Consider the following 22,167-nt stretch of genomic DNA (forward strand, 5'->3'; position numbering starts at 1 on the left):
CTGACCGGGGCGGGTGGGCGCGCTGGTGGTGCCGTGGCCTTCTCCTGGCTGTTGTCACATCGGTCAGACACGGTCAGACGAAGCTTTCTGCGATCGTGTCGGGATCTTTCGGCGGCACGGTGAACGCCGGGTGCCGTGTGGTGCCGTTGCCTGGTACGGAGTGTCCTTCGTCGGTGTCGGCCCAGTGGGTTGTGGGTGTGTCGTCGGTTGTGGCCCGGTGTGGTGTGGGGCGGTCTTCTCCGGCCCGGTGTGGGGTCGGGGCGGCCTGGGGCGGTACGGGGGCCGCCGGGCGTTGTTTGGTGGTGCGGAAGGCCAGCAGGACTGCGGAACCCGCGGCCCACAGGATGAGTGTCGCCAGCGGGGCGAGGACGTGGGAGCTCTGGAAGTAGCTGAGGTCGGCGATGGCGCGGACGGCGGCGCCGGGGGGCAGCAGCGCCGACAGGGTCCGGGCTGCGCTGGGCATCAGGTCGGTGCCGACGGTTGCGCCGCTGGTGGAGTTGCCGACGGTCAGCAGCAGCAAGGTGGCGAGGGGGATACCGAGGGGGCCGACGTAGGTGGCCAGCATCTTCGTGGTGAAGGCAGCAGCGGCGGCCAGCAGGGCCAGGACGAAGGCGAGTGGGAGATACGGTGCGGGGACGGCGTCGAGGATGGGGCCGGCGATGGCGGCCGCGACAAGGCCCGAGGCCGCGGCGAAGACGGCCATCAGGGTGAAGCGGTGCCGCAGGTGGAGCAGGCTGCTGAGTCCTACGACGCTCTGGGCGAGGGCGAATCCGGAGAGGGTCACTCCGAAGGAGACGTAGAACCCGGCCAGGCCGCGGGCGTCGTATCGGGCGAGCGGCACGATGTCGGAGACGCTGAGGTGTTGATCGGCGCCGTGTGCGTAGGCGGTGACGAGTTTGGTGACCGCGGTGGTCGTGGACAGGCCGTTCGCGCTGGCGACGTCGAGTTTCAGGTCCTTGGCGTGGGGGCCGTTGCCGAGTACGGCCACCACGTCGCGGTGGCGCAGTGCGTCGCGTGCCTCGGTGGTGGAGTCGGCGCGCCGGACGTCGATCGAGTCCCCCAGGGCCTGCTGGACCTTGTTCGCCAGCCGGGGGCCCGTGACCGCCACGGGGATCTGGTGGGGCTGGGGGTCGTGCATGAGTCCGACGTAGCAGCTCACGAACGCGGAGACGATGACCAGGCTGATCAGGAACGGCTGCAGCCAGACGCGGATGGGCTGGCGGCGCCGGTGATGTGGGGGGTGGGGCTGGGGATGCACTCCGGGTTTCTCCATGACTGGTGGGTGATCGACGACCGTGGGACCGCTCGGGGTGACCGCTGGGTGGTTCACCGCCGGGTCACTCCCTCGAGCCGGGCGGCGGTGGCGACGGCCTCGGCGACCGCGGGGGCCACTCGTGGGTCGAAGGGGGAGGGGATGATGTGGTCGGGACGCAGCTCGTCGGCGACCACGGAGGCGAGGGCATCGGCGGCGGCGAGTTTCATGCCGGGGGTGATGCGGCTGGCGCGGACGCGGAGGGCCCCGGCGAAGATGCCGGGGAAGGCGAGAACGTTGTTGATCTGGTTGGGGTAGTCGCTGCGGCCGGTGGCCACGACGGCCGCGTAGCCGCGGGCGATGTCGGGGTGGATTTCCGGGGTGGGATTGGCCATGGCGAAGATGAACGCTCCCTTGGCCATGGTGGCGACGGCGGTTTCGGGGACCGTGCCGCCGGAGACGCCGATGAAGACGTCGGCGCCGGCGAGGGCGTCCTGCAGGGTGCCGGCGAGTCTGGCCCGGTTGGTGTTTTCCGCGAGGTCGCGCTTGACGTCGGTCAGGTCGGTGCGGCCTCGGTGGATGATGCCGGTCCGGTCGGCGACGGCGATGTCCCCGATGCCTGCCTCTGTGAGGATCTCGGCGATGGCGACGCCGGCCGCGCCGGCGCCGGAGATGACCGCGCGCAGGTCGGCGAGGTCGCGGCCGGTGAGCCGGGCGGCGTTGCGCAGGGCGGCGAGGGTGACGATGGCCGTGCCGTGCTGGTCGTCGTGGAAGACGGGGATGTCGAGGCGTTCCTGGAGCCTGCGTTCGATCTCGAAGCACCGGGGGGCGGAGATGTCCTCGAGGTTGATGCCGCCGAAGGAGGGGGCGAGGCGGGCCACCGTTTCCACGATCTCGTCCACGTCGGTGGTGGCCAGTGCGACGGGGACCGCGTCCACGGCGCCGAACTGCTTGAACAGGACCGCTTTGCCCTCCATGACCGGCAGCGAGGCCTGCGGCCCGATGTTGCCCAGGCCGAGCACGGCGGAGCCGTCGGTGAGGACCGCGACGGTGTGGGAGGCCCAGGTGTAGTCGTGAACGAGTTCGGGTTGCTCGGCGATCGCGCTGCACGCCTCGGCGACGCCGGGGGTGTAGGTGAGGGAGAGGTCGTCGCTGTCGCGCAGCGGCACGGTCGATGTGATCGCCATCTTGCCGCGGCGGTGCAGCGCGAAGACCGGCTTGCTGTCCCGGCCGGTGGCTTCGCCGTGCTCGGCTGACGTGGCGCTTTCTGCGTTCATGACTGCTGTTCCTTCGTGCGCGTCGCGGCTGCCTGCCCCGGGCAGACGAACGCGAGGGCTGCGGTGGAGGTCCCTTCCCCCGGGCTGGTGCCGTACGGGACGGCGCGGTTGCTCGCGGCCGGCCGGCACGGGCAGGCAGGCGCCCGCGGCGGCGGGCCGACGTCGTGCGCCGTGGGCCGGGGGCCTTGCGGCCCGGCTGCGGCCCGGGCCGTGGCGCGGCCGCACTGCCGAGCCACGGTGCCGGTCATGGGGGCCGGTCACGGCGGGTGCCGTGCACCCGGCACCCACCATCCATCGGCGGGTGCCGGCGGCAGGGGGCCTGATGCCTGGGGGAGGGGTCCTGCGGTTTGCTGTGGTGGTGTGGGTGGGCCCGGGGCCGGTCAGTGGCCCTGGAAGTCGACGGCGGGCCGAGGCTGCTTCGCCTTGAAGGCCTTGACGGCGGAGGCGAGGCCCTTGTTGACGTCGTCGGTTTCGAACAGCGGCATGGCGATGTCGAACATCGCCTCGTCCGCGGCGGAGACACCGCCGACGGTCCAGGCGCGCAGCAGGGCCTTGTGCGCGGCGTAGGCACGGGTGGGTCCCTTGGCCACCTTGAGAGCGAAGGCGGTCGCCTCGGCCAGCAGGGTGTCGTCGGCGACGACCCGGTTGACGACACCGGCGTCGGCCATAACCCTGGCGGGCACTTGCTCGGAGGTGAGTGCCCATTCCGCGGCGCGTGCCCGGTCCGCACGCTCGGCGACCCGGTAGATCCCGCCGAGCAGGGTGACGATGCCCAGGGTCTGCTCGGGGTGGCCGAAGCGGGCCGTCTCGCCGGCGAAGATCACGTCGGCGCGGAGCGCGAGTTCCAGACCGCCGCCGAAGCACAGCCCGTGGACGGCGGCGATCACCGGCAGCGGGAGCCGTTCGAGCTGGTTGAAGAGCTGCATGTAGCGCTCGAAGAGGGTCCGCAGTTCGCGTACGTCCGCATCCGGCCAGTCGACGATGTCGCCGCCGAAGCTGAAGTCCGGGCCTTCGGCGCGCACCAGCACCGCGCGGGCGTCGCTGCGGCCGATCGCCTCCAGCGCTTCGGCGAGGTCGATGGCCATCTGCGGGTCGATGCGGTTCTGCGGCGGGTTGGTCAGGACCAGCGTGGCGAGGCCGTCGTCGATGGAGTAGGTCAGATGGGGCATGGTTCGTCCTTGCACTCTGTCGGGGGCGCTGGTCAGGAGAGGTGCCGGCGGAACCAGTCGAGGGCGCCGCTGCTCGCCTGGTCGAACTCGGTGGTGTACAGGTCGAAGTGGCCGCCGGGGATCATCTGCAGCCGCTTGGGCTCCAGGGCCTGCTCGAAGGCCGCGAGCCCCGTGTCGGTGAGGGTCACGGTGTCGTTGCCGGCGATCACCATGAGCAGCGGCGTGGGGGAGACCCGGCTGATCCAGGTCCCGGGCTCGTACATGCGGGCCAGCCGGTTGGAGCAGACCGTGACCTCGTTGCTCCACACGCCCTCCGGTACGGGCTGGAGGTAGAAGTCGATGGCTTCCCGCGCGCGGTAGGAGGCGGGCACGGCCGGGTCGTCGCCGACGACGGCCTGGGTACGGGGGGCCTCGCCACGGGCCTGGGCGCGCTCGTCCTCGTCGAAGGCCGCCTCCACCTTCGCGACCGCTTCCGGCGCGATGCGGCGCCGCCCCTGCTCGAAGCCGCTGATGGTCGGCACCTGGGAGACCACGGCGCGCAGCCGGCGGTCGGTGGCGCCCAGCACGATCGCGTGGCCACCGGCGTAGCTGGTGCCCCACAGGCCGATCCGGCCGGCGTCGGTCTCGGGCCGGCTCTCCAGGTAGGAGATGGCGCGGCGCCAGTCGGCGATCTGCCGCCAGGGGTCGATGTCCTGCCGGGGAAGGCCGTCGCTGGCCCCGAAGTTGCGGTGGTCGTGCAGCAGGACGACGAACCCAGCCTCGGCGAAGGCCCGCGCGAAAGGCTCCAGGCCGTGGTCCCTGACCCCGGCGTAGCCGTGGGCCATGGTGATCGCCGGGTGCGGGCCGGGACCGTCCGGAAGGAAGAGCCAGCCGCGCAGCGTGACCCCGCCGTCGGCGTCGAATGCGACATCCTCGCGCTGGACCATGGAACAACCTCCTCGGTGCGACCAGGGCCGGGCCTTGGTCGGAATGACGGAAACGGGCGCTCAGCCCTGGTGGAAGTACTCGGCGTCGAGTACGCCCGCAAGCCTGCGGCCCAGTTCGGCGGAGAACCGGTGGACGGCGCCGAGCGGCCGGTGGTGGATGGCGGCCCGGACGATCTGTCCGTCCGCGTCCTTCGTCAGGATCGTCACGCCGTCGATCTGTGTGCCGCCGAACGCGGTGGCCTGCCACTCCAGGTAGGAGCGCTCCCCGTTGACGGTCTCCTGGGTGAAGACGAGAGAGTCGTAGATCGTGCTCGCCGCGGCCATCACGTTCTTGACCTGGTCGCGGCCCTCGACCGTGCGGGTGAGGATGCTCGCCTTCAGCGTCACGTCGGCGGCGAACGCCTCACTGAACGCGTTGGCCGACTTCTCCTCGAAGGCGTTGGTCCAGTCCGACGCGGGCACGGCGGGCAGCACACCGGCCAGGAAGCGGTCGAGGTGGCCCGCGACGATGGCCGGCTGCTCCAGGTGGGCCCAGTGCCCGGCCTGGCCGACCGTGACCGTCTGGGGCGCGGCGAACCGCGGTGCGACCCCCTGGGCGACCAGCTCGGCGGTGACGAAGCCGTCGTCCTCGCCGCGCACGATGAGCACGGGGCCGGTGTACCGGCTGGGCCGCTCGCCCGCCGGGTGCCCGTTGTTCCAGCAGTCGGCGGCGTCCCGTACGGTCTCGGGGCGGATCCGCGTGCCGCTCACCACCAGCCGGTCGAGCTCAGCCTCCGCCAGTGCGGCCGACAGTTGCGTCCTGACCGCGCGCTGGGCGTCGCCGTCGCCGCCCAGGGAACGGAAGGTGTCCATCACCTCGTCGGGCTGCCGGGTGCCGGCCAGCGGGATCGGGGTGACCAGGACCAGGCCGAGAGCCCGGTCGGGGTACTGCGCGGCCACCAGCTCGGCCACCGCGGATCCCATGCTCTGCCCGACGATCACGAAGGGCTTGCCGAGGGCCTCGGCCACGGCGCCCACCTCGTCGGCGAACCGGTCGTAGGTGAACGGCCCGCTCGCCTGCGTGCGGTCTCCGCTCCCGGCCAGGTCGAGGGTGACGCATTCGACGCCGGAGGTGGTGAGTTCGCCGATCAGGCTGTCCCAGACGTACTGGTCGTCGAGGAAGCCGTGGACGAACACCACAGCGAAGTCTCCCTCGCCCTGCCGCCGGAACCGTACATCGCTCGTTCGGATCCGCTCTGTCCTCATTGCTGTGCTCACTTTCCGGGAGCGACCCTGACCTCGCCCGAGGGGGACCATTCCTTGGTGTTGATCGGGGACCAGTCGGCGGGCCGTCCGTCCAGGCGCTGCATCCGCTGGTCGTGCCGGGCTTCGAGCAGTTCCTTGTCCAGGGGGGGTGGTGAAGACGTTCTCGACCAGGGTGTACTCGGCGGCCAGGCGTCCCACGGCCGGGAGGGCGGGGGTGTCGATCCGGCCCCGCTCCAGGTAGAGGTCGTCCCGGACGTGGAAGCGCACCACCCGGCCCCACACCACGTGGTCGACCATGTCGTCGCCGACGGGGATGATCCGGTCGACGACGCACTCGAAGGAGATCGGCGCATCCTTGACCCGGGGTGCGCGCACCACCTCGGACGGCTCCTTGTCCAGGCCGAGCGCCTCGAACTCGTCCACGTCCGGCTCGAACCCGAACGCCGAACCATGCATGGCGTCCGCCTGTGGCAGCGTCACCAGGTTGGTGACGAACTCGCCGGTGTCACGGATGTTGATGAAGGTGTCCTTCAGCGTGACGCCGTCCGACTTCGGCTGCAGCGTGATCGAGACCATGGGTGGCTTCCTGCCGACGGCGGTGAAGAAGGAGATGGGCGCGAGGTTGGCCACGCCCTCGGTCGACACCGTGCTGACCCAGGCCAGGGCGCGCGGGATGATGCTTCCGATCAGCAGTTTGTACGCGTGGGTGGCGTCGAGTTCCGCAGCGTCAATGATCATCGTCAGACCTCCATCGGTGGGGACGCGGCATGGGAACAGCGCTGCGCGCCGTACGACCACTGCCGGGAGAACGGCTCATGGGTGGCGCCGGAGAGGGGGCGCCGCACCTCAAGCTCCCGTTGGAAATAAGCGTATGCCTATTGGCTATGTCGCGCAAGGCGGACATTACGGCACTTCTCCGCGCGGCGATGGGGGCTTGCTAGAACATAGCTGTACCGTGTTTGCTTCTGGCGAAAGTGTGGTGGCGCCTGCTGTGGCGACGCCCGGAGAGGAGTTGGCCGCCCCCTATGACGTCGTCCTGCTGGCGGTCAAGGCCACCGGGCTCGAGCAGGCCGTCGACGACATGGCGGCCGCGGTCGGTCCGCACTCCCTCGTCGTCCCCTTCCTCAACGGGGTCCGGCACGTCGACGTCCTGGCCGCACGCTTCGGCGACCAGGCCGTCCTGGGCGGTGTGTCGAAGGTGGCGACCACCCTCGACGCCCAAGGGGACATCGTCCGCCTCGCCCCCTTGCAGGACCTGTGCTACGGAGCCCGGCGCAACACTGCCCCGGCGCGGCTGGACGAGGTGCACCGCGCGCTCAGTGGTGCCGGGTTCACGACCGGCCTGTCCGACGACATCGACGCGGAGATGTGGGCCAAGTGGGTTTTCATCGCCGCCCTCGGCGCGGTGACCTGCCTCATGCGCGGCTCGGTCGGCGAGGTCGCGGCCGTTCCCGGCGGGACGGCGTTCGCCCGGCAAGTGGTCGACGAGTGCGCCTCCGTCGCCGCCGCGGCCGGCTACCCCGTGCCCGCACCGGCCCTGCGGCAGACGCTGGCGACCGTAACCGAGGCGGGCTCGCCGCTCACCTCGTCCCTGTACCGCGATGTGACGGGCAACCGCAGTGCCGAGACCGAGCACATCTACGGAGACCTGGTCCTGCGCGCCGACCGGCTCGGGCTCACCGTTCCACTGCTCGATCTGGTCGTCATGCATCTGCGCCTGCACCAGAACCGCATCGAGGGCGCCCGCCTCACCTGAGCAGGGCGAGTGCTTCCGGAGCCCGTGGAGCGGCCCGCCGCGGTGCGGCGATCAGGCCGGGGGCGGGCGCAGGGTTTCCGGAACACGTTCCGCGCCACCGGGGAGACGGGCCGTCGACAACGTGAGTGCATCCGGGTCGTCGGCGACCGAATCCAGGATCGTCGGGTCCTCGGACGTCGCGACTGGCGCCCGTGGCGCCGCGCTGTCGCCACGACGGCTTCTCCCGGTCACTTTCCCAGGAGCCCGACCGCTCCGTACCACACCGGACCCGGGTTGAGCAGATCCGGGTAGAGCCCTGTCATCCCGTCGAAGAACTCGCGGGCGGTCGGGTTTTCGTCGAGCAGTCGGACGGCGTCCAGCAGGTACTGCCGGGTCCGGTCGAGAATGGCGGGATCGTCCGGCAGGTCTTTGTTCTTGTGGCCGGCCACGACCGAGCGCGGCTCGAGCGCGGCGACGCGATCGATGGCCGCAAGCCATTTCTGCAGGCCGCCATTGCCGCCTTCGAGGATGTACTGGTGCACCCCGTTGTAGGCGACGTCGCCGGCGACTACGAGACCGATGGACGGTACGTGCAGAACGGACGTCTGGTCGGTGTCCGTGTGCCCGACCTCGACGGCCTGGACGAGGTTGCGCTCCAGCCGGAAGCCGTCGGCGGGAATGGGCTGGGCCAGAACCGGGCTGTCGGGGATCAGGCCGGGAAAGCGTTTGTCCCACATCTGTTCACGCCCGTCGGTGGCCTGCTGGCGCATGACCTCGATGGTGTCGCGGGTCGCGTAGACGGTGACGCCGTGGAATCGCTTCACGAGTTCCGCGGTGCCGAACCAGTGATCGCCGTGCCCGTGGGTGGAGTAGATGTGGGTCAGACGCCTGCCGGACCGCTCGACCCAGTCACCGACCTGTTCGGTCTGGTCACTGGTGAAAGGCGGATCGACCAGGACGGCGTCCTCTTCCCCGAAGATCAGCGTCGAGGTCAGCGGTGAGGAAACGAGCCGGTCGCCGTTCGGCAGACGTTCCTCGCCGGCCCGGGGTGTGCCGTCCGAGACGAAGGTCTCGTACGTCAGAGAGCTGGGCGCGGATGCGGTCATGATGACTCCTTCCTGGGGGGCGACGTGCGGCCCGCGCGGTCGTCCGGTCACGTACCTGCGGCGGCGGACCGCTTGCGCAGTGGAATTCAATGCCTGCACAGCGACGACCCAAGTGACATAATCATACGCTGATTGACTCTGTCGTTGAGTCGAGTTACTTTCGACTGGAGAAGTACGACAGGCCAGGCAGCATTCACAGGTACCGACATGTGGGTGGTCGCCCATCACGGCCACACTGATCACGGGCGAGCGCGACGCGGTGCTGGTCGACGCGCTGATGACTGCCGAGCAGGCCGACCGGCTGGCCGACTGGGTTGCGGCGAGCGGCATGAACCTCACCACGGTCTTCGTGACGCACGGGCACGGTGACCACTGGTTCGGGCTGGGCACCCTTCTTGAGCGCTTCCCGGGGGCGCGCGCAGTGGCAACGCCGGCGGTGGTGGAGCAGATGAAGAAGCAGACGGCGCCGGAGTTCGTCGCGTCGTTCTGGGACAAGCGCTTCCCCGGCCAGATCCCGGACAGGCTCGTGGCCGCGGAGCCGCTGGCCGGTGATCGGTTGGAGCTGGAGGGTCACGACCTCGTCGTCGTGGGACTCGGACACACGGACACCGATGACACCACCTGTCTGCACGTGCCGTCGATCGGCTTGGTCGTGGCCGGAGACGCCGTCTACAACGATGTGCGCCTCTACCTCGCCGAATCACCCGCGGAGGGCCGCCGAGCCTGGCTGGACGCGCTCGACACCATCGCCGCGCTGGAGCCGGAAGCGGTGGTCGCGGGACACAAGAACCCCGACCGTCCTGATGACCCGAAGGCAATCGCCGACACCCGGCGCTACATCCACGACTTCGAGGCGGTCGCAGAGCGCACCACGACCACGCTCGACCTTTACCGAGGCATGTTGGAACTGCATCCCGGCCGGGTCAACCGGGGCGCACTGTGGGGCTCGGCGAGGTCCGCCAAGGGCTGAGCGGCCGGGCCTGGCCGCCCGGTCCCGCAGTGGTCGGGGCGCCCGGGGCGAGGAGGCGTCAGCTGAGTGCATATCCGACGTCCAGATGCTTCTGTTCGGGACTCGCCCAAGCAGCGCGGCCTGCGTGGGCGAACCGGCCGGACCCCACCTGGAACTTCGGGAAGCTGGCCCTCGTCATGTGGAGAGTTACACTTCCAAACGTAATAAGTGAATAGGCTATGGGCATGTTGCCGTAGCTGCCGTCATCGAAAGAGGTCCGCGAATGTCCTGGACTGCGACAGCCCGATACGGCCTGGAGCCCGCCCCGGGCGGGCTGGCCTTCGTGCAGGACCTGCTCAACACACTGTCCGCCGGAAAGCCCCGGGAGCCCGACCTTCTGGAGACCGTTGAGGGCGCCCGTGCTTGGCTTGACCAGGCATTGAAGAGCTGGAGTGGCGCGACCCACCGGCCCGCACCCGGCATCGAACTGACAGCCGAGGACCTGCAGGGCCTCCGCGACTTCCGTCATGACCTGGGCCAGAGCCTCCACGGACAGCCCGGTGACTCGGCGGCGGAGCCCGGCCCGGCGGCTTCGCTGATGACCTTGCCCACCGGTCTGCGGCTCGACGAAGACGGGGCCATCTACGCTGAGCCCCGGGGCACGGGATGGCGGCAGGCTGCGTCGCTCGCGCTCATCGAGGCCTACGAGGCACAGTGCACCGATACGCTGCGCCGCCTGAAGTCTTGCCGAAACACGCGCTGCCTGACCGCCTTCTACGACCGCTCCCGCAACAACAGTGGCGTCTGGCACGACGTCCACGTCTGCGGCAACGCGGCCAACCTGCGCAACTATCGTGCGCGCAAGCGGGCCGGCGCCGACCAGGCCTGACAGTCGACTGTCCGGCGCGGTCCTCGCCGTTGTGCCTCGGTTGTCGGCGCGTGTCGTTTGTCGCACGATCTTGCCGTCCGGGTAGGGGCAGCCATCAAGGGCGGATGAGGACGGAGCCGATCTTGCCGGGCCGTACCGCGTGCTCCACGGCATCGGCCAGCTCGCCGAGGGGGTACGTGGCGGCCACGTCGAACTGGTCCTTGAGCGTCAGCGCGATCTGCGTCGCGGCAGCCACGTCGGATGCCCGCCTCTCGGGGGAGGCCTCGTACAGCCACCGGCCCAGGGTCGCGCCGCGCAGCGTCAGTGACTTGTGCAGCAGCGTCGACGCGTGCACCGAGATCGGCTCCTCGGCGAGCTCCCCGTAGCTGACCAGTTTCCCGCCCGGCGCCAACAGGTCCAGAAGGCCTTCAGTCAGCTTCCCGCCGACCGGGTCGAAGGCCACACTGACCGGGCGGCCGCCGGCTGCCCTGCGGACCTCGTCGGCCCAGCCGGCATGTTCTGTCGCCACGACCGGGACGTCCGGGAACCGTTTGCGCATCTCGGCGGCGCCGCGCTCGCTGCGGACGACGTTGACCAGGCCCATGTTGTGGAACTGGCACACACCCGTGACCAGCCGCCCGACCGACGAGCCCGCGGCCGTCTGCACCAGAACACCGTCGTATCCGAAGGCCAGGTGCTCCTGCGCCTGCCGCCGCAGCATCACCGCGGTGAGTGGGTTCACCCGCATCTGCGCGGCGACCTCGTCCGGCAGCTCGTCCGGCACGGGGACGATCATCTCGGCGTCCGCCAGGATCCACTGCGACCATCCCCCCGGCAGGGGAAAGACCGCCACGCGGCCACCGACCTCGACGCCCGGTGCCCGTGCGTACCCGGGCCGATGGCCTCCACCACGCCGGTCGCTTCCGCGCCCACCGGAACCGGCTCCGCAGCCGTCCCGGGGTAGGACTCGACGGCGAGGAGATCACCACGGTGCACCGGGAGGGCCATGGTGCGGATGAGGACCTGACCGCGCACGGGTGCTTCCGGGTCGGTCAGGCGCAGGCGGTGAGCTTCTTTCGGGCAGCGACAGCCTGCTGTTGGACAAAGGCGTCTGAGTCGCGAGCGAGCACGTCCAGGACTGCCAAGCTCGCCGGTTCAGGACCTGGGAACCGGCTCAGGGCGATGGCGACCCAGGCCCGTACCCGCGCGCTGTCGTCCTTGGCGAGGCGGCGGATCGCCGACAGGGTCCTGGGCTGTCGGGCGAAGCCGAGGGAGCACAGGGCGTTCACTCGTACCTGGGGGCTGAGGTCCACGAGCAGGGCCGTCAGCAGATCGACGGCCTGGGGTGTGGTCTTCGTGTGGCTGCCGATGGTTCCCACCGCCACGCTGCGGACTCTGTCGTCCGGATCTTGGACGGCGCCGGCCAGGAGATCGAGGTCGCTCGGTTCGGGAACGAAGCCGAGCAGCCACAGCGCTGCCCTGCGCAGGTCCGGGTCGGGGCCCGCAGCCCATGGCAGGACGATGCTGCGCGCACAAGCGCGGTCCTGGTGAGCGAAGTCGGTCAGTATCGCCGACAGGGAGTCCTGGTCGTCGCCCAGATCGTGGGCGAAGGCCCGCAGCAGCTCGGGGAGGGCTTTGGAGCCGGCTGTCGCGGCCAGAATGTTGCAGAGCACGTGGCGTCCGTACGAGTTCCCGGCGTCCACCGCGGCGGCAAGGTGCTTTTGCAGGCGTGGGATCAGGCCTGTGTCTCGAGCGGCCACCAGTTCGTCTTCCAGGTCTGCGATCTGGTCCAGGTCGGAGTCGGGGTCCGCCAGCGCGGCAGCAAGGGTGTCGAGCTGTGTGGCAGTTTTGCTCACGAGGTGGCCCTCCAGCGGGGGGCGTCGTCGTCGGGCCGATCGGAGCTGGCGAAGTGGAACGGCACGTCGAACTGCTCGGCCAGGGCACGACCGACCGTCTCCGCTTCCTGCGCTTCGGGCCATGGCGGGACTTCGCCGTTGAACAGTCGCAGGTCACTGCCGTGCCGGATGGTGGCGAGCCGGTGCTCGGCAGCCGGGACGTCTGTGAGCGCCATCAGGTCCACGCACCAGCCCTCGGTGTCACCGTCCCACAGCGCCTCGATGGCCACCGTCCGGCCGGGCAACGTCTGGATCTTCTCCGTGAGCGTCACCAGGTTCAGCGGCGGGGTCGGATATCCCTCGAACCGTCGGCCCAGCTCCCGGTAGCGCTCTGCCACCACATCGAGCGTTTCATACAGGCCCGGCCTGGATTCGGCTCGGAACGCCTCACGCACGCGGGCGACTGCCGCGATCCGGTGGTCCCGCTGGATCAGACCGTCCACAACGGAGCGTTCGGCGGCCGACAGCGAGGCCCAGATCGGGGAGTCCATGACCGTATTCAAGCCGTACCGTCTACGCGCCCCCAACTCGGGTCGCCCTAGGACCTGTCCGTGCTTGAGGACGTTGCGCCGGTCCGCCGGGAGAAGACGCTCATCGCCCTGCAGCGGTCGAAGGGTTGAAGAGCAAGTCGAGTGAGTGTTCGAGGTCCTGGTCTCTGACGTGTCGTCGGCGGAGTGGTTGGGTGTATGTGCCGGGGAGGACGGATCAGATCGACGGCGGCCACGCCGGGCTCCGCGCGATGGACATCGGGCAGTTTGGTCAACAACTGGCCGGCGGTACCGGATTCGACGGCGAGGACACGGCCTCTACATGACCGCCTGGATCGGGAATCGCCGGGCGTGGGCGCGGCCTTCGGCTGATTCTGTGCTCCGACCAAGGACGCACTGACCAGCACGAAGACCGCGCGGGGACGAGCAGTTCGAGCAACGTGACTCAGACCAGTTCGGGTTGCGGTGTCGGTTGCCGCGTTGGTGCGGCCTTCGGATCCCACAGTCTGGTGGTCCGCACGTAGAGGTGGATTACCGAGGTCATCGCCAGAATGAGAAGTGGTCCAAACACCCACGGATGTCCGGCCATCTCCATCGGCAGATAGCGATAGGACAGCAAGAGTGCGGCGAAGACCGTTGCACTGTAGGTGACCAGCTGGATTCCTGACCTGTCCCAGCCACGGTCGAGCGAGCGCAGCGCTGACTCTATCGTGAGCGTGAACACCACGCCGGCAACGATATCCGAGCCGTAGTGGTAGCCGAATCCCAGTGTTGCGCCGAGCGTGGCTATCAGCCAGAACGCACCTGCGAATCGCAGAATTCGTGGGCCCCTGCGGGAGTGAATGAAGATCGCGGTAGCCCACGCTGTGTGCAGGCTGGGCATGCAGTTGCGTGGGGTGATCTCGTCGAACGGCATGTGGTGCGGGGTGATGATCGGCGGCGCCGTGTTCGGCCATATGTTGCTCACCGCCCAGTGCCCGCCGTCAGCGCCGTAGGCGAAGACCGGGCCGACCACCGGGAAGATCATGTAGATGCCCGGCCCGAGGAGGCCGATGACCAGAAACGTGCGTACCAGATGATGGCGCGGGAAGCGGCGCTCGACCGCCACGTCACGTAGCTGGTACATCGCGACGATGACCGCGGCCATCGCCAGCTGAACGTAGACGTAGTCGAGGACATGGGCGCCGATCGGGCCGGTGGCAGCGACCATCCGGCCCACCACCCACGAGGGGTTGCCCAGCGCGTGATCGGCGGTTGCCACGTACTGGTCGAGCACAGCCGGGCGGGTCTTCGACGTGATGAGTAGCCAGGTGTCGCCGGTCTTGCGGCCGGTCACCAGCAGCAGGCCCAGCCCGACAGCCTTGAGCAGCAGAACACGTTCCCGGCCTGTGCGGCGCGTGACGGCGATGACGGCACAGCCCAAAATCACCCACAACGCGCCGTTGCCGAAGGGGTGGCCGGTGGTCACCTCGGCGTCGACCGACCACCGCACCAGAAAGATGGCGACGTCGATACCGATCGCGACCCCAGCTGCGATGAACCGTTGCCGCCAAGTGAGCACCACCATCATCAACGCCATACCGGCGTACAGCAGGAAACCCGACTTGGGGGCGAATATCACCTCTCGTGCCTGGTTGGTGATCGGCCCCGGTAGGCCGTAGCGACGAGCGGCGATCTCCAGTGCGATGAGGAATCCGAGGGTCGCCACACCTGCCGCGGTCCACAGCATCGCCCGTGGTTGACGCCACGCGGCGAACGTATTTCTCCAGTTTATTCGCGAAAACACCCGCGATGCTCTAGGTATCAAGTGTTTGGCCGATTTGCTAGACGTTGGTTGAATAGGTCACCCTTTATGCCGGATAGCACGGTTTTCCGGTGAAGGGCAGGCGATCAGGGCACTCGTTGTGAGTTCGAGCATGCTATCCGAGCGGTGATGGTGGGCTCCGCTGGTCACGGGTGGTCCGAAGGCCGGTCGATCGATCCTGCGCTCGATGGCGGGCATCGAGGGCGTCACCGGACTACCCAATGGCTCTCAGTGGCGATCGGTGGCTCTCAAGCGTGTGTGCTCATCGGGACGGTGATGGCGAAGAAGGTGCGCCAAGGGCCGGTGCCGTCGAGGCGGGCGGCCTGCTTGATGCCGGGCGGGGTCGAGCGGAAGAGGGTATGGAACTTTGGCGTGGACGTCGGTCTGGTCGGTGCGACGGGTGAGGGCGAGGAGGGAAGACGGCGCGGCGACCGCCTCGGCGGAGCGGTCGTCGGCCAGATGGGCCCGCGCCGCCCCGTCGAGTGAGCGGGCCAAGCCGGACCGAGCGGCAGCGAGGGTGGACGCGAGGGCGGACGCGTGCGGTGCTGCTTCGGCGCCTCCCGCCACGTCCTCCAGGACCGACTCCGACTCCTCGTGGCAGGCGACGGCCATCGCGTGGTCGCCGCTACGACGGAGGGCGCGCCCGAGGACTCGCAGGCGGCGGGCGGTCAGGGCGTGGTAGGTGGGTCAGTCGGACTCGGCCAGGCGCCGGGTGAGCGCCACCGACTCGCGGGCGACGGTGACCGCGCCGTCGAAGTCGCCGTCGCTCTGTCGGCACAGGCTCAAGTAGGCCGGGACGCGGGCGAGTTCCGGCTCGTGCAGGCTAGGGTTGCGGCACGCCGGCGGACGGCGGCGCTGCGCTCGGTCGCCCGCACGCTCCCGGCGGGTGCTCAACTCCTCGGCGCGCTCCTCCAGTTCGCCCAGCACGCGCGCCCGCACCAGGGAGACGCGCACCAACGCCCGCTCCCGGCGCGTGGGCGCCGGACGGTGGTACGCCGCCACGCGCTTCCCGGTCGACACCAGCGCCTCGTCCCGTCGGCCCAGGCCGAACCGCGGCTGTGCCCGCAGATGCGGCAGGGACGCCGGTCGCGCCGGTGACCACCGTACGTCCGGCACGGTCGGCGCCGCCTCCGCCCAGGCCGGCCGACTCCTCGGCAACGGCGGCAGTGCGCGCACCAACCCCATCCGTTCCGCCCCCTCTTGGACCGTCAATCAAGCGTGACCGCCACCGGCCGGAGTCTGACCGAACCGGGCCCGCTCACCGATCAGCCGCGACCCCGACGACTCCGAACGGTGGCCCAGGCACGGCCGAGAGGTCTAGAGTGGGAACAAAGTGGTTGAATGGCGGACGGAGTATCCCATGAGTGCACCTGAGCCCCTGGACCTCGCGGCGATCGAGGCGGAACGTACGCGCATCCGCGACACGCATCTGGCCTCGGACCGGCCGGCCAGTTCGGCGCGCGGAGTGCACCACGTGGCGCTGCTCTCCGCGGACGTCGAGCGGACCGTCCGCTTCTACCAGGGCATCCTGGAGTTCCCGCTCACCGAGGTGATCGAGAACCGCGACTACAAGGGTTCCACCCACTTCTTCTTCGACGTCGGCAACGGCAATCTGCTGGCCTTCTTCGACTTCCCCGGCCTCGACCTCGGCCCCTACGCCGAGGTGCTCGGCGGACTGCACCACCTGGCCATCTCGGTCGACCCCACCACCTGGCAGCGGCTGCGCGAACGGCTCGGCGCCGCCGGGGTCGACTACGAGGAGGAGAGCGGTACTTCGCTCTACTTCCGTGATCCCGACGGCGCCCGCGTCGAACTCCTCGCCGAGTCGCTCGGCGAGATGTACGGCAACTCCGTGCTCTGACAGCGCGGCGAGTCAGCGCAGCGTTTCCACCCAGTTCGCCGGTACCCGCCCCGCAGGACCCGGTACCGGCTGGTCCTCGGGGTGGCACACCGGGGGAGCGAGTTCCGGGCCCGACTCGTACATCTCGGACGTGTCGTAGTTCCAGAACCAGGCCTCGCCGGGTTCGAAGCTGCGGATGATGGGATGGCCGGTGCTCTGCGCGTGCGCCGTGGCGTGCTTGGCGGGCGAATCGTCGCAACAGCCGATGTGGCCGCACTGCGTACAGCGACGCAGATGGAACCACCAGCCGCCGACGGCGTCGCAGTCCCCGCACCCCGTACCGCTCGGTGGGACGCTCGGGTCGATTCCGGCGGGATGGGTCATGAAGGCTCCTCGGGTATTTCGGTGTCCGCGGCGGTCAGGGGAAGACGGACCAGGAAACGAGTGTCGCCCGGGACGGACTGCACCTGAAGACTCCCGTGGTGCTTGTTGACGACGATCCGCCACGAGATGTCCAGACCGAGCCCGGTGCCCTCACCCACCGGCTTGGTGGTGAAGAACGGGTCGAAGATGCGGTCGCGGATCTCGGGCGGTACCCCGGGACCGGTGTCGCGGAACTCGACGAGCAGATCGTCGTGATCGAGCGCGGTGCGCACGGTCAGGGTCCCCTCGCCGTCCATCGCCGAGACGGCGTTGTCGATGAGGTTCGTCCACACCTGGTTCAACTCGCCCGGATATGCGGGGATCTTGGGCAGCGTACGGTCGAACTCCTTGACGAGCTTGACGCCGGAGCCGATCTTCCCGGAGAGCATCATCAGCGTGCTGCCCAGCAGTTCGTGGACGTCGACGACCTGATAGGGCGCCCGGTCCAGCTGCGAGTACTGCTTGGCCGCCTCCACGAGGCGCGAGATACGGGTCGTGGAGTCCTCGATCTCGTTCATGAGGAGCTCGGTCTCCACGGTGTAGTTCAGCCAGTGGACCGCGCCCTGGAGCGTCTCCTCGTCCACGGCCGCCGCGACCTGGTCCAGCCAGTCCGTGTCGAGCCCCGCCTGCACGAACGTCGGCGCGATCTGCCAGCCGCCCGTGATGTCGTGGTCGTCCATCCAGTCGGCGAGCGCGTCCTCCCGGTCGGAGGCCTCCAGCGGGCTCAGCGGCGTGGCCTTGGCGACCTGCTCGGCGGTCCGCTCCTGGATCTCCATGAGGGTTTCCAGGGTGTCGCGCTCGAACGGGCCCGCGGCGATCGCGCCGAGCTTCCGCCGCATCTTCGCGACCCGCTCACGCAGCGCGGAGGTGGCCCGGACCGCCGCCGCGGCCGGATTGTTGAGCTCGTGGGTCAGCCCGGCCGACAGCGAACCGAGTGCCAGCAGTCGTTCGCGCTGCCCGATGGTCCGCTGGGTGTTCTGGGTGCCGAAGAACAGCCCTTCCAGCAGATGTACGGCCATGGGGAACCAGTCCCGCATGATCGAGGAGAAGGTCTCGGCAGGCAGGATGAAGAACCGGGAGGGCACCGTGACGCGCACGGAGCCCATGTAGCGCGCCTGATCCGGGCCGCCCACATAGGCCTGGGTGGCCCCCGCGTACACCCCGCGCTGGGAGCTGCGGGTGGTCTCCACGTCGTCGCCGCCGACGCGGCGTGACATCACGAGAGTGCCTTCGAGGAGCACGAAGAAGCAGGTGGCCGGCTCGCCCTCGGTGTAGACGGGACCGGGGTCGAACTCCTCGACCCGGCCTTCCCTGCACAGCCGCTCCAGCTGGTCCGCGTCCAGCTTCTCGAAGAGGAACAGCGTGCTGAGCTCCGCCATGTCGCACGGCATCGGCCGCCCGCTCACGACTGCTCCAGATAACGGTGGACGAGCATGACGGCCATGGCTCCCTCTCCGACCGCGGAAGCGACCCGCTTCGCGGACTCCGCACGCGCGTCCCCGGCCACGAACACGCCGGGAATGTTGGTCTCCAGGTGGTAGGGCGGCCGGTCCAGCTCCCAGCCCTTGGGCGGCTGCCCGTCGGGGGTCATGTCCGGCCCCGCCGGGATGAATCCGCATCCGTCCCGCACCACCGTTCCCTCCAGCCAGTCGGTGAGCGGGGCCGCGCCGATGAACACGAACATCCACTGCGCGTCGACGAGTTCGGTGTGCCCGCTCGTCACGTCCCGCAGGGTGAGCTGCTCCAGATGGTCCGAGCCATGCGCGGAGTCCACGACCGTGCCGGTCCGCACCGAGATGTTGGGCGCTTCCTCGATCTGCTGGATCAGATAGTGCGACATCGAGGCGGCCAACGACGTCCCGCGTACGAGGAGGGTGACCGACTTGGCGCCCCGCGACAGGTACATGGCAGCCTGCCCGGCCGAGTTCGCCCCGCCCACGATGTACACGTCGTGGCCCTGGCAGGCGGCCGCCTCGGTCAGCGCCGAACCGTAGAAGACCCCGCATCCGGTGAGATCCGCCAGGCCGGGTGCCTCCAGCTGCCGGTACGACACGCCGGTCGCCAGAATCACCGCGTGCGCGGAGATCGCCGAGCCGTCCGAGAAGCGGATGGTGCGGGACGCTCCGGTGACCTCGAGGCCGGTCACCTCGCGCGCGGTGAGGATCTCGGCGCCGAACTTCGCCGCCTGCCGGCGCGCCCGGTCGGTGAGCTGGCCCCCGGACACCCCGTCCGGGAAGCCGAGGTAGTTCTCGATGCGCGAGCTCTGCCCGGCCTGCCCGCCGGTGGCCGACCGCTCCACGAGCACGGTCCGCAGCCCCTCGGACGCCCCGTAGACTGCCGCTCCGAGTCCGGCCGGACCGCCGCCGATGACGACGAGGTCGTAGAACTCCGACGTCGGCGTCGTGGCCAGCCCGACCTTCGCCGCGAGATCCGGGTCGGCGGGCTCGATCAGTGGCGTGCCGTCCGGTGTGATCACCAGCGGCAGTCGCTCCCCGTCCTGGCCGGCGGCGGACAGCAGCCGCTGCCCTTCCGGCGTGTCGGACGAGTACCAGCGGTAGGGCACCTGGTTGCGGGCCAGGAACTCCCGTACGTCCGACGAGCGCGCCGACCACCGGTGTCCGACCACCTTGCAGGTCGGCACGGGCCGGTAGTCGCTGGTCCGCCAGGCGTCCAGAAGATCGTCGAGGACCGGGTAGAGCTTCTCCTCCGGCGGATCCCACGGCTTGAGCAGATAGTGGTCCAGATCGATCACGTTGATCGCGTCGATCGCCGCGTTCGTGTCCGCGTACGCGGTCAGCAGCACCCGGCGCGCGCCCGGGTACACGTCGAGGGCCTGCTCAAGGAACTCGATGCCGTTCATCTGCGGCATCCGGTAGTCGGCGAGGATCACCGCCACCTGGTCACCCCGCAGCTTCAGCTCCCGGAGCGCGTCCAGCGCGGTCTCCCCGGACTCCGCGCGCACGATCCGGTGCGACTCGCCGTAGCGGCGCCTGAGGTCGCGCGCCACGGCGCGCGACACCCCGGGATCGTCATCCACGGTCAGAATGACGGTCCGCGCTGTACTGGCGGCCTGTGCCATACGTCTCCCACCCCGAGCGGATCAGTGTCGTCCCGGCCGATGCCTACGCCGGGCGACGCCGCACGGCCGGTACACGCTCAATCGTAAGTACGATCGCTCGCCGCCGCTCAGGAACTGTCCGGAGCAGGTCGCTCACGCGGGCCCGGTGGGGCCTCGGCCGGTGGCAGCAGGGACTCCCGCGTCTTGGGGAGAATGTTGGTGACGTAGTCCTCCACGGCGGTGTCCAGGCCGATGTCGTGCTGGGCCTGCTCGGACAGGTACCAGCGGTGTTCGAGCAGCTCGTGGTAGATCTCCGCGGGGTCCATGGAGCCGCGCAGGTCCAGCGGCACCGCCCGGACGGTCGGCCGGAACACGTCCCGCACCCAGCGGTGGGCGAGGACCTCCGGGCGGGCGGCCAGGGGGTCGCCGGGCGCGTAGTCGTCCTGGGTGGCCATCCAGCTCTCCAGGTCGTTCAGGAGCCGGCGTGCCTGGTTCTCCTCGGCGTCGAGTCCGGTCAGCCGTAGCAGTTGGCGCTGGTGATGGCCCGCGTCGACGACCTTGGGCACGAAGGTCACCGTGTCCCCGTTGGAGGAGTGCGCGATCTGCATCTCGGCGACATCGAAACCGAGGTCGTTGAGGCGCCGGATCCGGCGGTCGATGTAGTGGTGCTTGCCCGCCGGGTAGACGGACGTGCGGGTCAGCTCCTCCCACAGGCTCTGGTAGCGCGCGCAGATCTCCGTGCCGAACTCGATCGGGTCGACGGAGGGGTGCAGGGCCCCGGACGCCTCCAGGTCCAGCAGCTCCCCACTGATGTTCACACGGGCGAGATCGAGGTCGTACTCCCGCTGCCCACTGCTCAGTTGCGGGTGCAGCTCCCCGGTCTCGGCATCGACGAGATACGCCGCGTACGCTCCGGCGTCGCGCCTGAACAGCGTGTTCGACAGCGAGCAGTCGCCCCATGCGAACCCCGCCAGATGCAGCCGCACCAGCAGCACGGCCAGCGCGTCCATCAGGCGGTGCATGGTGGCGGGCCGCATGGTCGTCTCGAACATCGACCGGTACGGCATCGAGCCGCCGAGGTGCCGGGTGATGAGGACGGGCTCCAGCGGTCCGCCCTCGCCGTCGGTGCGCCCGGTGACCACGGCCAGCGGGTCCACGGCGGGGATGGAGAGCCGGTCCAGGCTGCGCAGCAGCTCGTACTCGCGCAGGGCGGGCCGCTCGGCGAGCTCCTTGACGGCCACGACCTCGGTTCCGGCGCGCGCGTAGCGCACCACGTGGCGTGAGATGCCGCGCGGCAGGGGGACCAGGTAGTGCTCCGGCCACTCCTCCAGCGGCAGCTGCCAGGGCAGTTCGAGCAGGAGCGCGGGGTGCTCCGGGTTGGTGGCGCTGATCTGCAAAGCCATCGACGGGCTGCCCTCACCTCGGGGTCGAGCGTGTATCTGACCCCAGCATCTATGAATGATCCCCGAGGCGGAAGACACGGCGGGCGTTGCCCGACAGGAACAGCTCGGTCGTCTCCTCGTCGAGACGCAGGTCAGGAAGGTGCTCGAGGGCCTGACTCGGCGCGATCATGGGGTAGTTGGAGCCGAAGAGGACCTTGCGCCGTCCCCGCCCGCGCAGATAGTCGACCAGCTCGGTCGGGTAGCGGCGGGCGGTGTAGGCGCTGGTGTCGATGTGGACGTTGGCGTGCTTGTCGGCCACCGAGATCATCTCAGTGGTCCACGGGTAGCCGATGTGCCCGCAGACGATGGTCAGTTCGGGGAAGTCCAGCGCGACCTGGTCGATGTACGGAATCGGCCGGCCCGTCTCGGAGGGGCGCAGCGGTCCGGTGTGTCCGACCTGGGTGCAGAACGGGATGCCCAGCTCGACGCAGGCGGTGTACAGCGGGTAGTAGAGCCTGTCGGTGGGCGGCAGCTGCCACAAGCCACGGCACGATCCTGAGCGCCACGAAGCCCAGCTCCTGGACGGCCCGCCGCAGCTCCCGCACGGCCGCGACGGGCTTGGTCAGGTCCGCGCCCGCCACCCCGCGCAGCCGCCGCTCGTGGCCAAGCGATTGCTCATCCCGACCCTAGTAGGGCTTTGTTAGGTCCTGTGGTGGGGTTCGGGTGTGGGGGCGGGGTGGCCGCATATCG

At 69.6% G+C, this 22,167-nt stretch carries 21 protein-coding genes; 4 read left to right on the forward strand and 17 right to left on the reverse strand.

Features of this window, described 5'->3' with window-relative positions:
• Positions 1–73 precede the first annotated feature (73 nt).
• The 5 genes from OG819_RS32660 to OG819_RS32680 form a co-directional block, all read right to left on the reverse strand.
• Positions 74–1,273, reverse strand: a complete 1,200-nt coding sequence (locus tag OG819_RS32660) for a hypothetical protein (protein ID WP_266652186.1) — start codon at positions 1,271–1,273, stop codon at positions 74–76.
• Positions 1,274–1,326: 53 nt separating this feature from the next.
• The gene (locus OG819_RS32665; protein WP_266652188.1) at positions 1,327–2,529 is read right to left on the reverse strand and encodes an NADP-dependent malic enzyme; all 1,203 of its coding nucleotides are present in this window, start codon (positions 2,527–2,529) and stop codon (positions 1,327–1,329) included.
• A gap of 380 nt (positions 2,530–2,909) precedes the next feature.
• Positions 2,910–3,698, reverse strand: a complete 789-nt coding sequence (locus OG819_RS32670) for an enoyl-CoA hydratase/isomerase family protein (protein WP_266652190.1) — start codon at positions 3,696–3,698, stop codon at positions 2,910–2,912.
• 32 nt (positions 3,699–3,730) lie between these two features.
• The gene (locus OG819_RS32675; protein ID WP_266652192.1) at positions 3,731–4,624 is read right to left on the reverse strand and encodes an alpha/beta hydrolase; all 894 of its coding nucleotides are present in this window, start codon (positions 4,622–4,624) and stop codon (positions 3,731–3,733) included.
• A 60-nt stretch (positions 4,625–4,684) separates the two neighbouring features.
• Positions 4,685–6,607 carry an alpha/beta fold hydrolase gene (locus OG819_RS32680; RefSeq protein WP_266652194.1) on the reverse strand — a complete coding sequence of 641 codons (1,923 nt, stop codon included), beginning with the start codon at positions 6,605–6,607 and terminating at the stop codon, positions 4,685–4,687.
• Between the two features lie 133 nt (positions 6,608–6,740).
• On the opposite strand from OG819_RS32680, the gene OG819_RS32685 reads away from it, so the two are divergent.
• Entirely contained in the window at positions 6,741–7,625 is an 885-nt protein-coding gene (locus OG819_RS32685) for a 2-dehydropantoate 2-reductase (RefSeq protein ID WP_266652196.1), read from the forward strand.
• A gap of 227 nt (positions 7,626–7,852) precedes the next feature.
• On the opposite strand, the gene OG819_RS32690 is transcribed toward OG819_RS32685, so the two are convergent.
• Positions 7,853–8,710, reverse strand: coding sequence for an MBL fold metallo-hydrolase (locus OG819_RS32690; protein WP_266652198.1), 858 nt, complete (start codon positions 8,708–8,710; stop codon positions 7,853–7,855).
• Between the two features lie 223 nt (positions 8,711–8,933).
• Here OG819_RS32690 and OG819_RS32695 point away from each other — a divergent pair, with 223 nt between their 5' ends.
• Together OG819_RS32695 and OG819_RS32700 are read left to right on the forward strand one after the other, a co-directional pair.
• The gene (locus OG819_RS32695) at positions 8,934–9,680 is read left to right on the forward strand and encodes an MBL fold metallo-hydrolase (protein ID WP_266652912.1); all 747 of its coding nucleotides are present in this window, start codon (positions 8,934–8,936) and stop codon (positions 9,678–9,680) included.
• A gap of 262 nt (positions 9,681–9,942) precedes the next feature.
• Positions 9,943–10,548 carry a CGNR zinc finger domain-containing protein gene (locus tag OG819_RS32700; protein ID WP_266638676.1) on the forward strand — a complete coding sequence of 202 codons (606 nt, stop codon included), beginning with the start codon at positions 9,943–9,945 and terminating at the stop codon, positions 10,546–10,548.
• Positions 10,549–10,642: 94 nt separating this feature from the next.
• Here the strand turns inward: OG819_RS32700 and OG819_RS32705 are convergent, their stop codons facing one another.
• The 6 genes from OG819_RS32705 to OG819_RS32730 form a co-directional block, all read right to left on the reverse strand.
• Positions 10,643–11,380, reverse strand: a complete 738-nt coding sequence (locus OG819_RS32705) for a zinc-binding dehydrogenase (protein WP_266652200.1) — start codon at positions 11,378–11,380, stop codon at positions 10,643–10,645.
• On the reverse strand, positions 11,320–11,535 hold the full coding sequence (locus OG819_RS32710) for a hypothetical protein (RefSeq protein ID WP_266638787.1): 216 nt from the start codon (positions 11,533–11,535) through the stop codon (positions 11,320–11,322). Before OG819_RS32710 ends, OG819_RS32705 begins: the two co-directional genes overlap by 61 nt.
• 44 nt (positions 11,536–11,579) lie before the next feature.
• The gene (locus tag OG819_RS32715; RefSeq protein ID WP_266638674.1) at positions 11,580–12,383 is read right to left on the reverse strand and encodes a HEAT repeat domain-containing protein; all 804 of its coding nucleotides are present in this window, start codon (positions 12,381–12,383) and stop codon (positions 11,580–11,582) included.
• A complete protein-coding gene (locus OG819_RS32720; RefSeq protein ID WP_266638673.1) occupies positions 12,380–12,913 on the reverse strand; it encodes a hypothetical protein in 534 nt (177 codons plus the stop codon). Before OG819_RS32720 ends, OG819_RS32715 begins: the two co-directional genes overlap by 4 nt.
• Before the next feature lie 442 nt (positions 12,914–13,355).
• Positions 13,356–14,639, reverse strand: coding sequence for a phosphatase PAP2 family protein (locus tag OG819_RS32725; protein WP_266638672.1), 1,284 nt, complete (start codon positions 14,637–14,639; stop codon positions 13,356–13,358).
• Between the two features lie 762 nt (positions 14,640–15,401).
• A complete protein-coding gene (locus OG819_RS32730) occupies positions 15,402–15,899 on the reverse strand; it encodes a hypothetical protein (RefSeq protein WP_266638671.1) in 498 nt (165 codons plus the stop codon).
• 175 nt (positions 15,900–16,074) lie between these two features.
• Between OG819_RS32730 and OG819_RS32735 the strand changes: the two genes are divergently transcribed.
• A complete protein-coding gene (locus OG819_RS32735; protein WP_266418524.1) occupies positions 16,075–16,575 on the forward strand; it encodes a VOC family protein in 501 nt (166 codons plus the stop codon).
• A 12-nt stretch (positions 16,576–16,587) separates the two neighbouring features.
• Here the strand turns inward: OG819_RS32735 and OG819_RS32740 are convergent, their stop codons facing one another.
• The 5 genes from OG819_RS32740 to OG819_RS32760 all read right to left on the reverse strand — a co-directional run bounded on the left by OG819_RS32740 (position 16,588) and on the right by OG819_RS32760 (position 21,958).
• Positions 16,588–16,938: a UBP-type zinc finger domain-containing protein gene (locus OG819_RS32740; RefSeq protein WP_266638670.1), complete on the reverse strand. Its 351-nt coding sequence runs from the start codon at positions 16,936–16,938 to the stop codon at positions 16,588–16,590.
• Entirely contained in the window at positions 16,935–18,383 is a 1,449-nt protein-coding gene (locus OG819_RS32745; RefSeq protein WP_266638669.1) for an ATP-binding protein, read from the reverse strand. The genes OG819_RS32740 and OG819_RS32745 overlap by 4 nt, the downstream gene beginning before the upstream one ends.
• A complete protein-coding gene (locus tag OG819_RS32750; RefSeq protein WP_266652202.1) occupies positions 18,380–20,056 on the reverse strand; it encodes an FAD-dependent oxidoreductase in 1,677 nt (558 codons plus the stop codon). The genes OG819_RS32745 and OG819_RS32750 overlap by 4 nt, the downstream gene beginning before the upstream one ends.
• A 107-nt stretch (positions 20,057–20,163) precedes the next feature.
• Positions 20,164–21,438, reverse strand: coding sequence for a DUF4032 domain-containing protein (locus OG819_RS32755; protein WP_266652204.1), 1,275 nt, complete (start codon positions 21,436–21,438; stop codon positions 20,164–20,166).
• Between the two features lie 49 nt (positions 21,439–21,487).
• The gene (locus OG819_RS32760) at positions 21,488–21,958 is read right to left on the reverse strand and encodes an amidohydrolase family protein (RefSeq protein WP_266638667.1); all 471 of its coding nucleotides are present in this window, start codon (positions 21,956–21,958) and stop codon (positions 21,488–21,490) included.
• Positions 21,959–22,167 lie beyond the last annotated feature (209 nt).

The organism is Streptomyces sp. NBC_01549 (assembly GCF_026339955.1).
GTDB lineage: Bacteria > Actinomycetota > Actinomycetes > Streptomycetales > Streptomycetaceae > Streptomyces.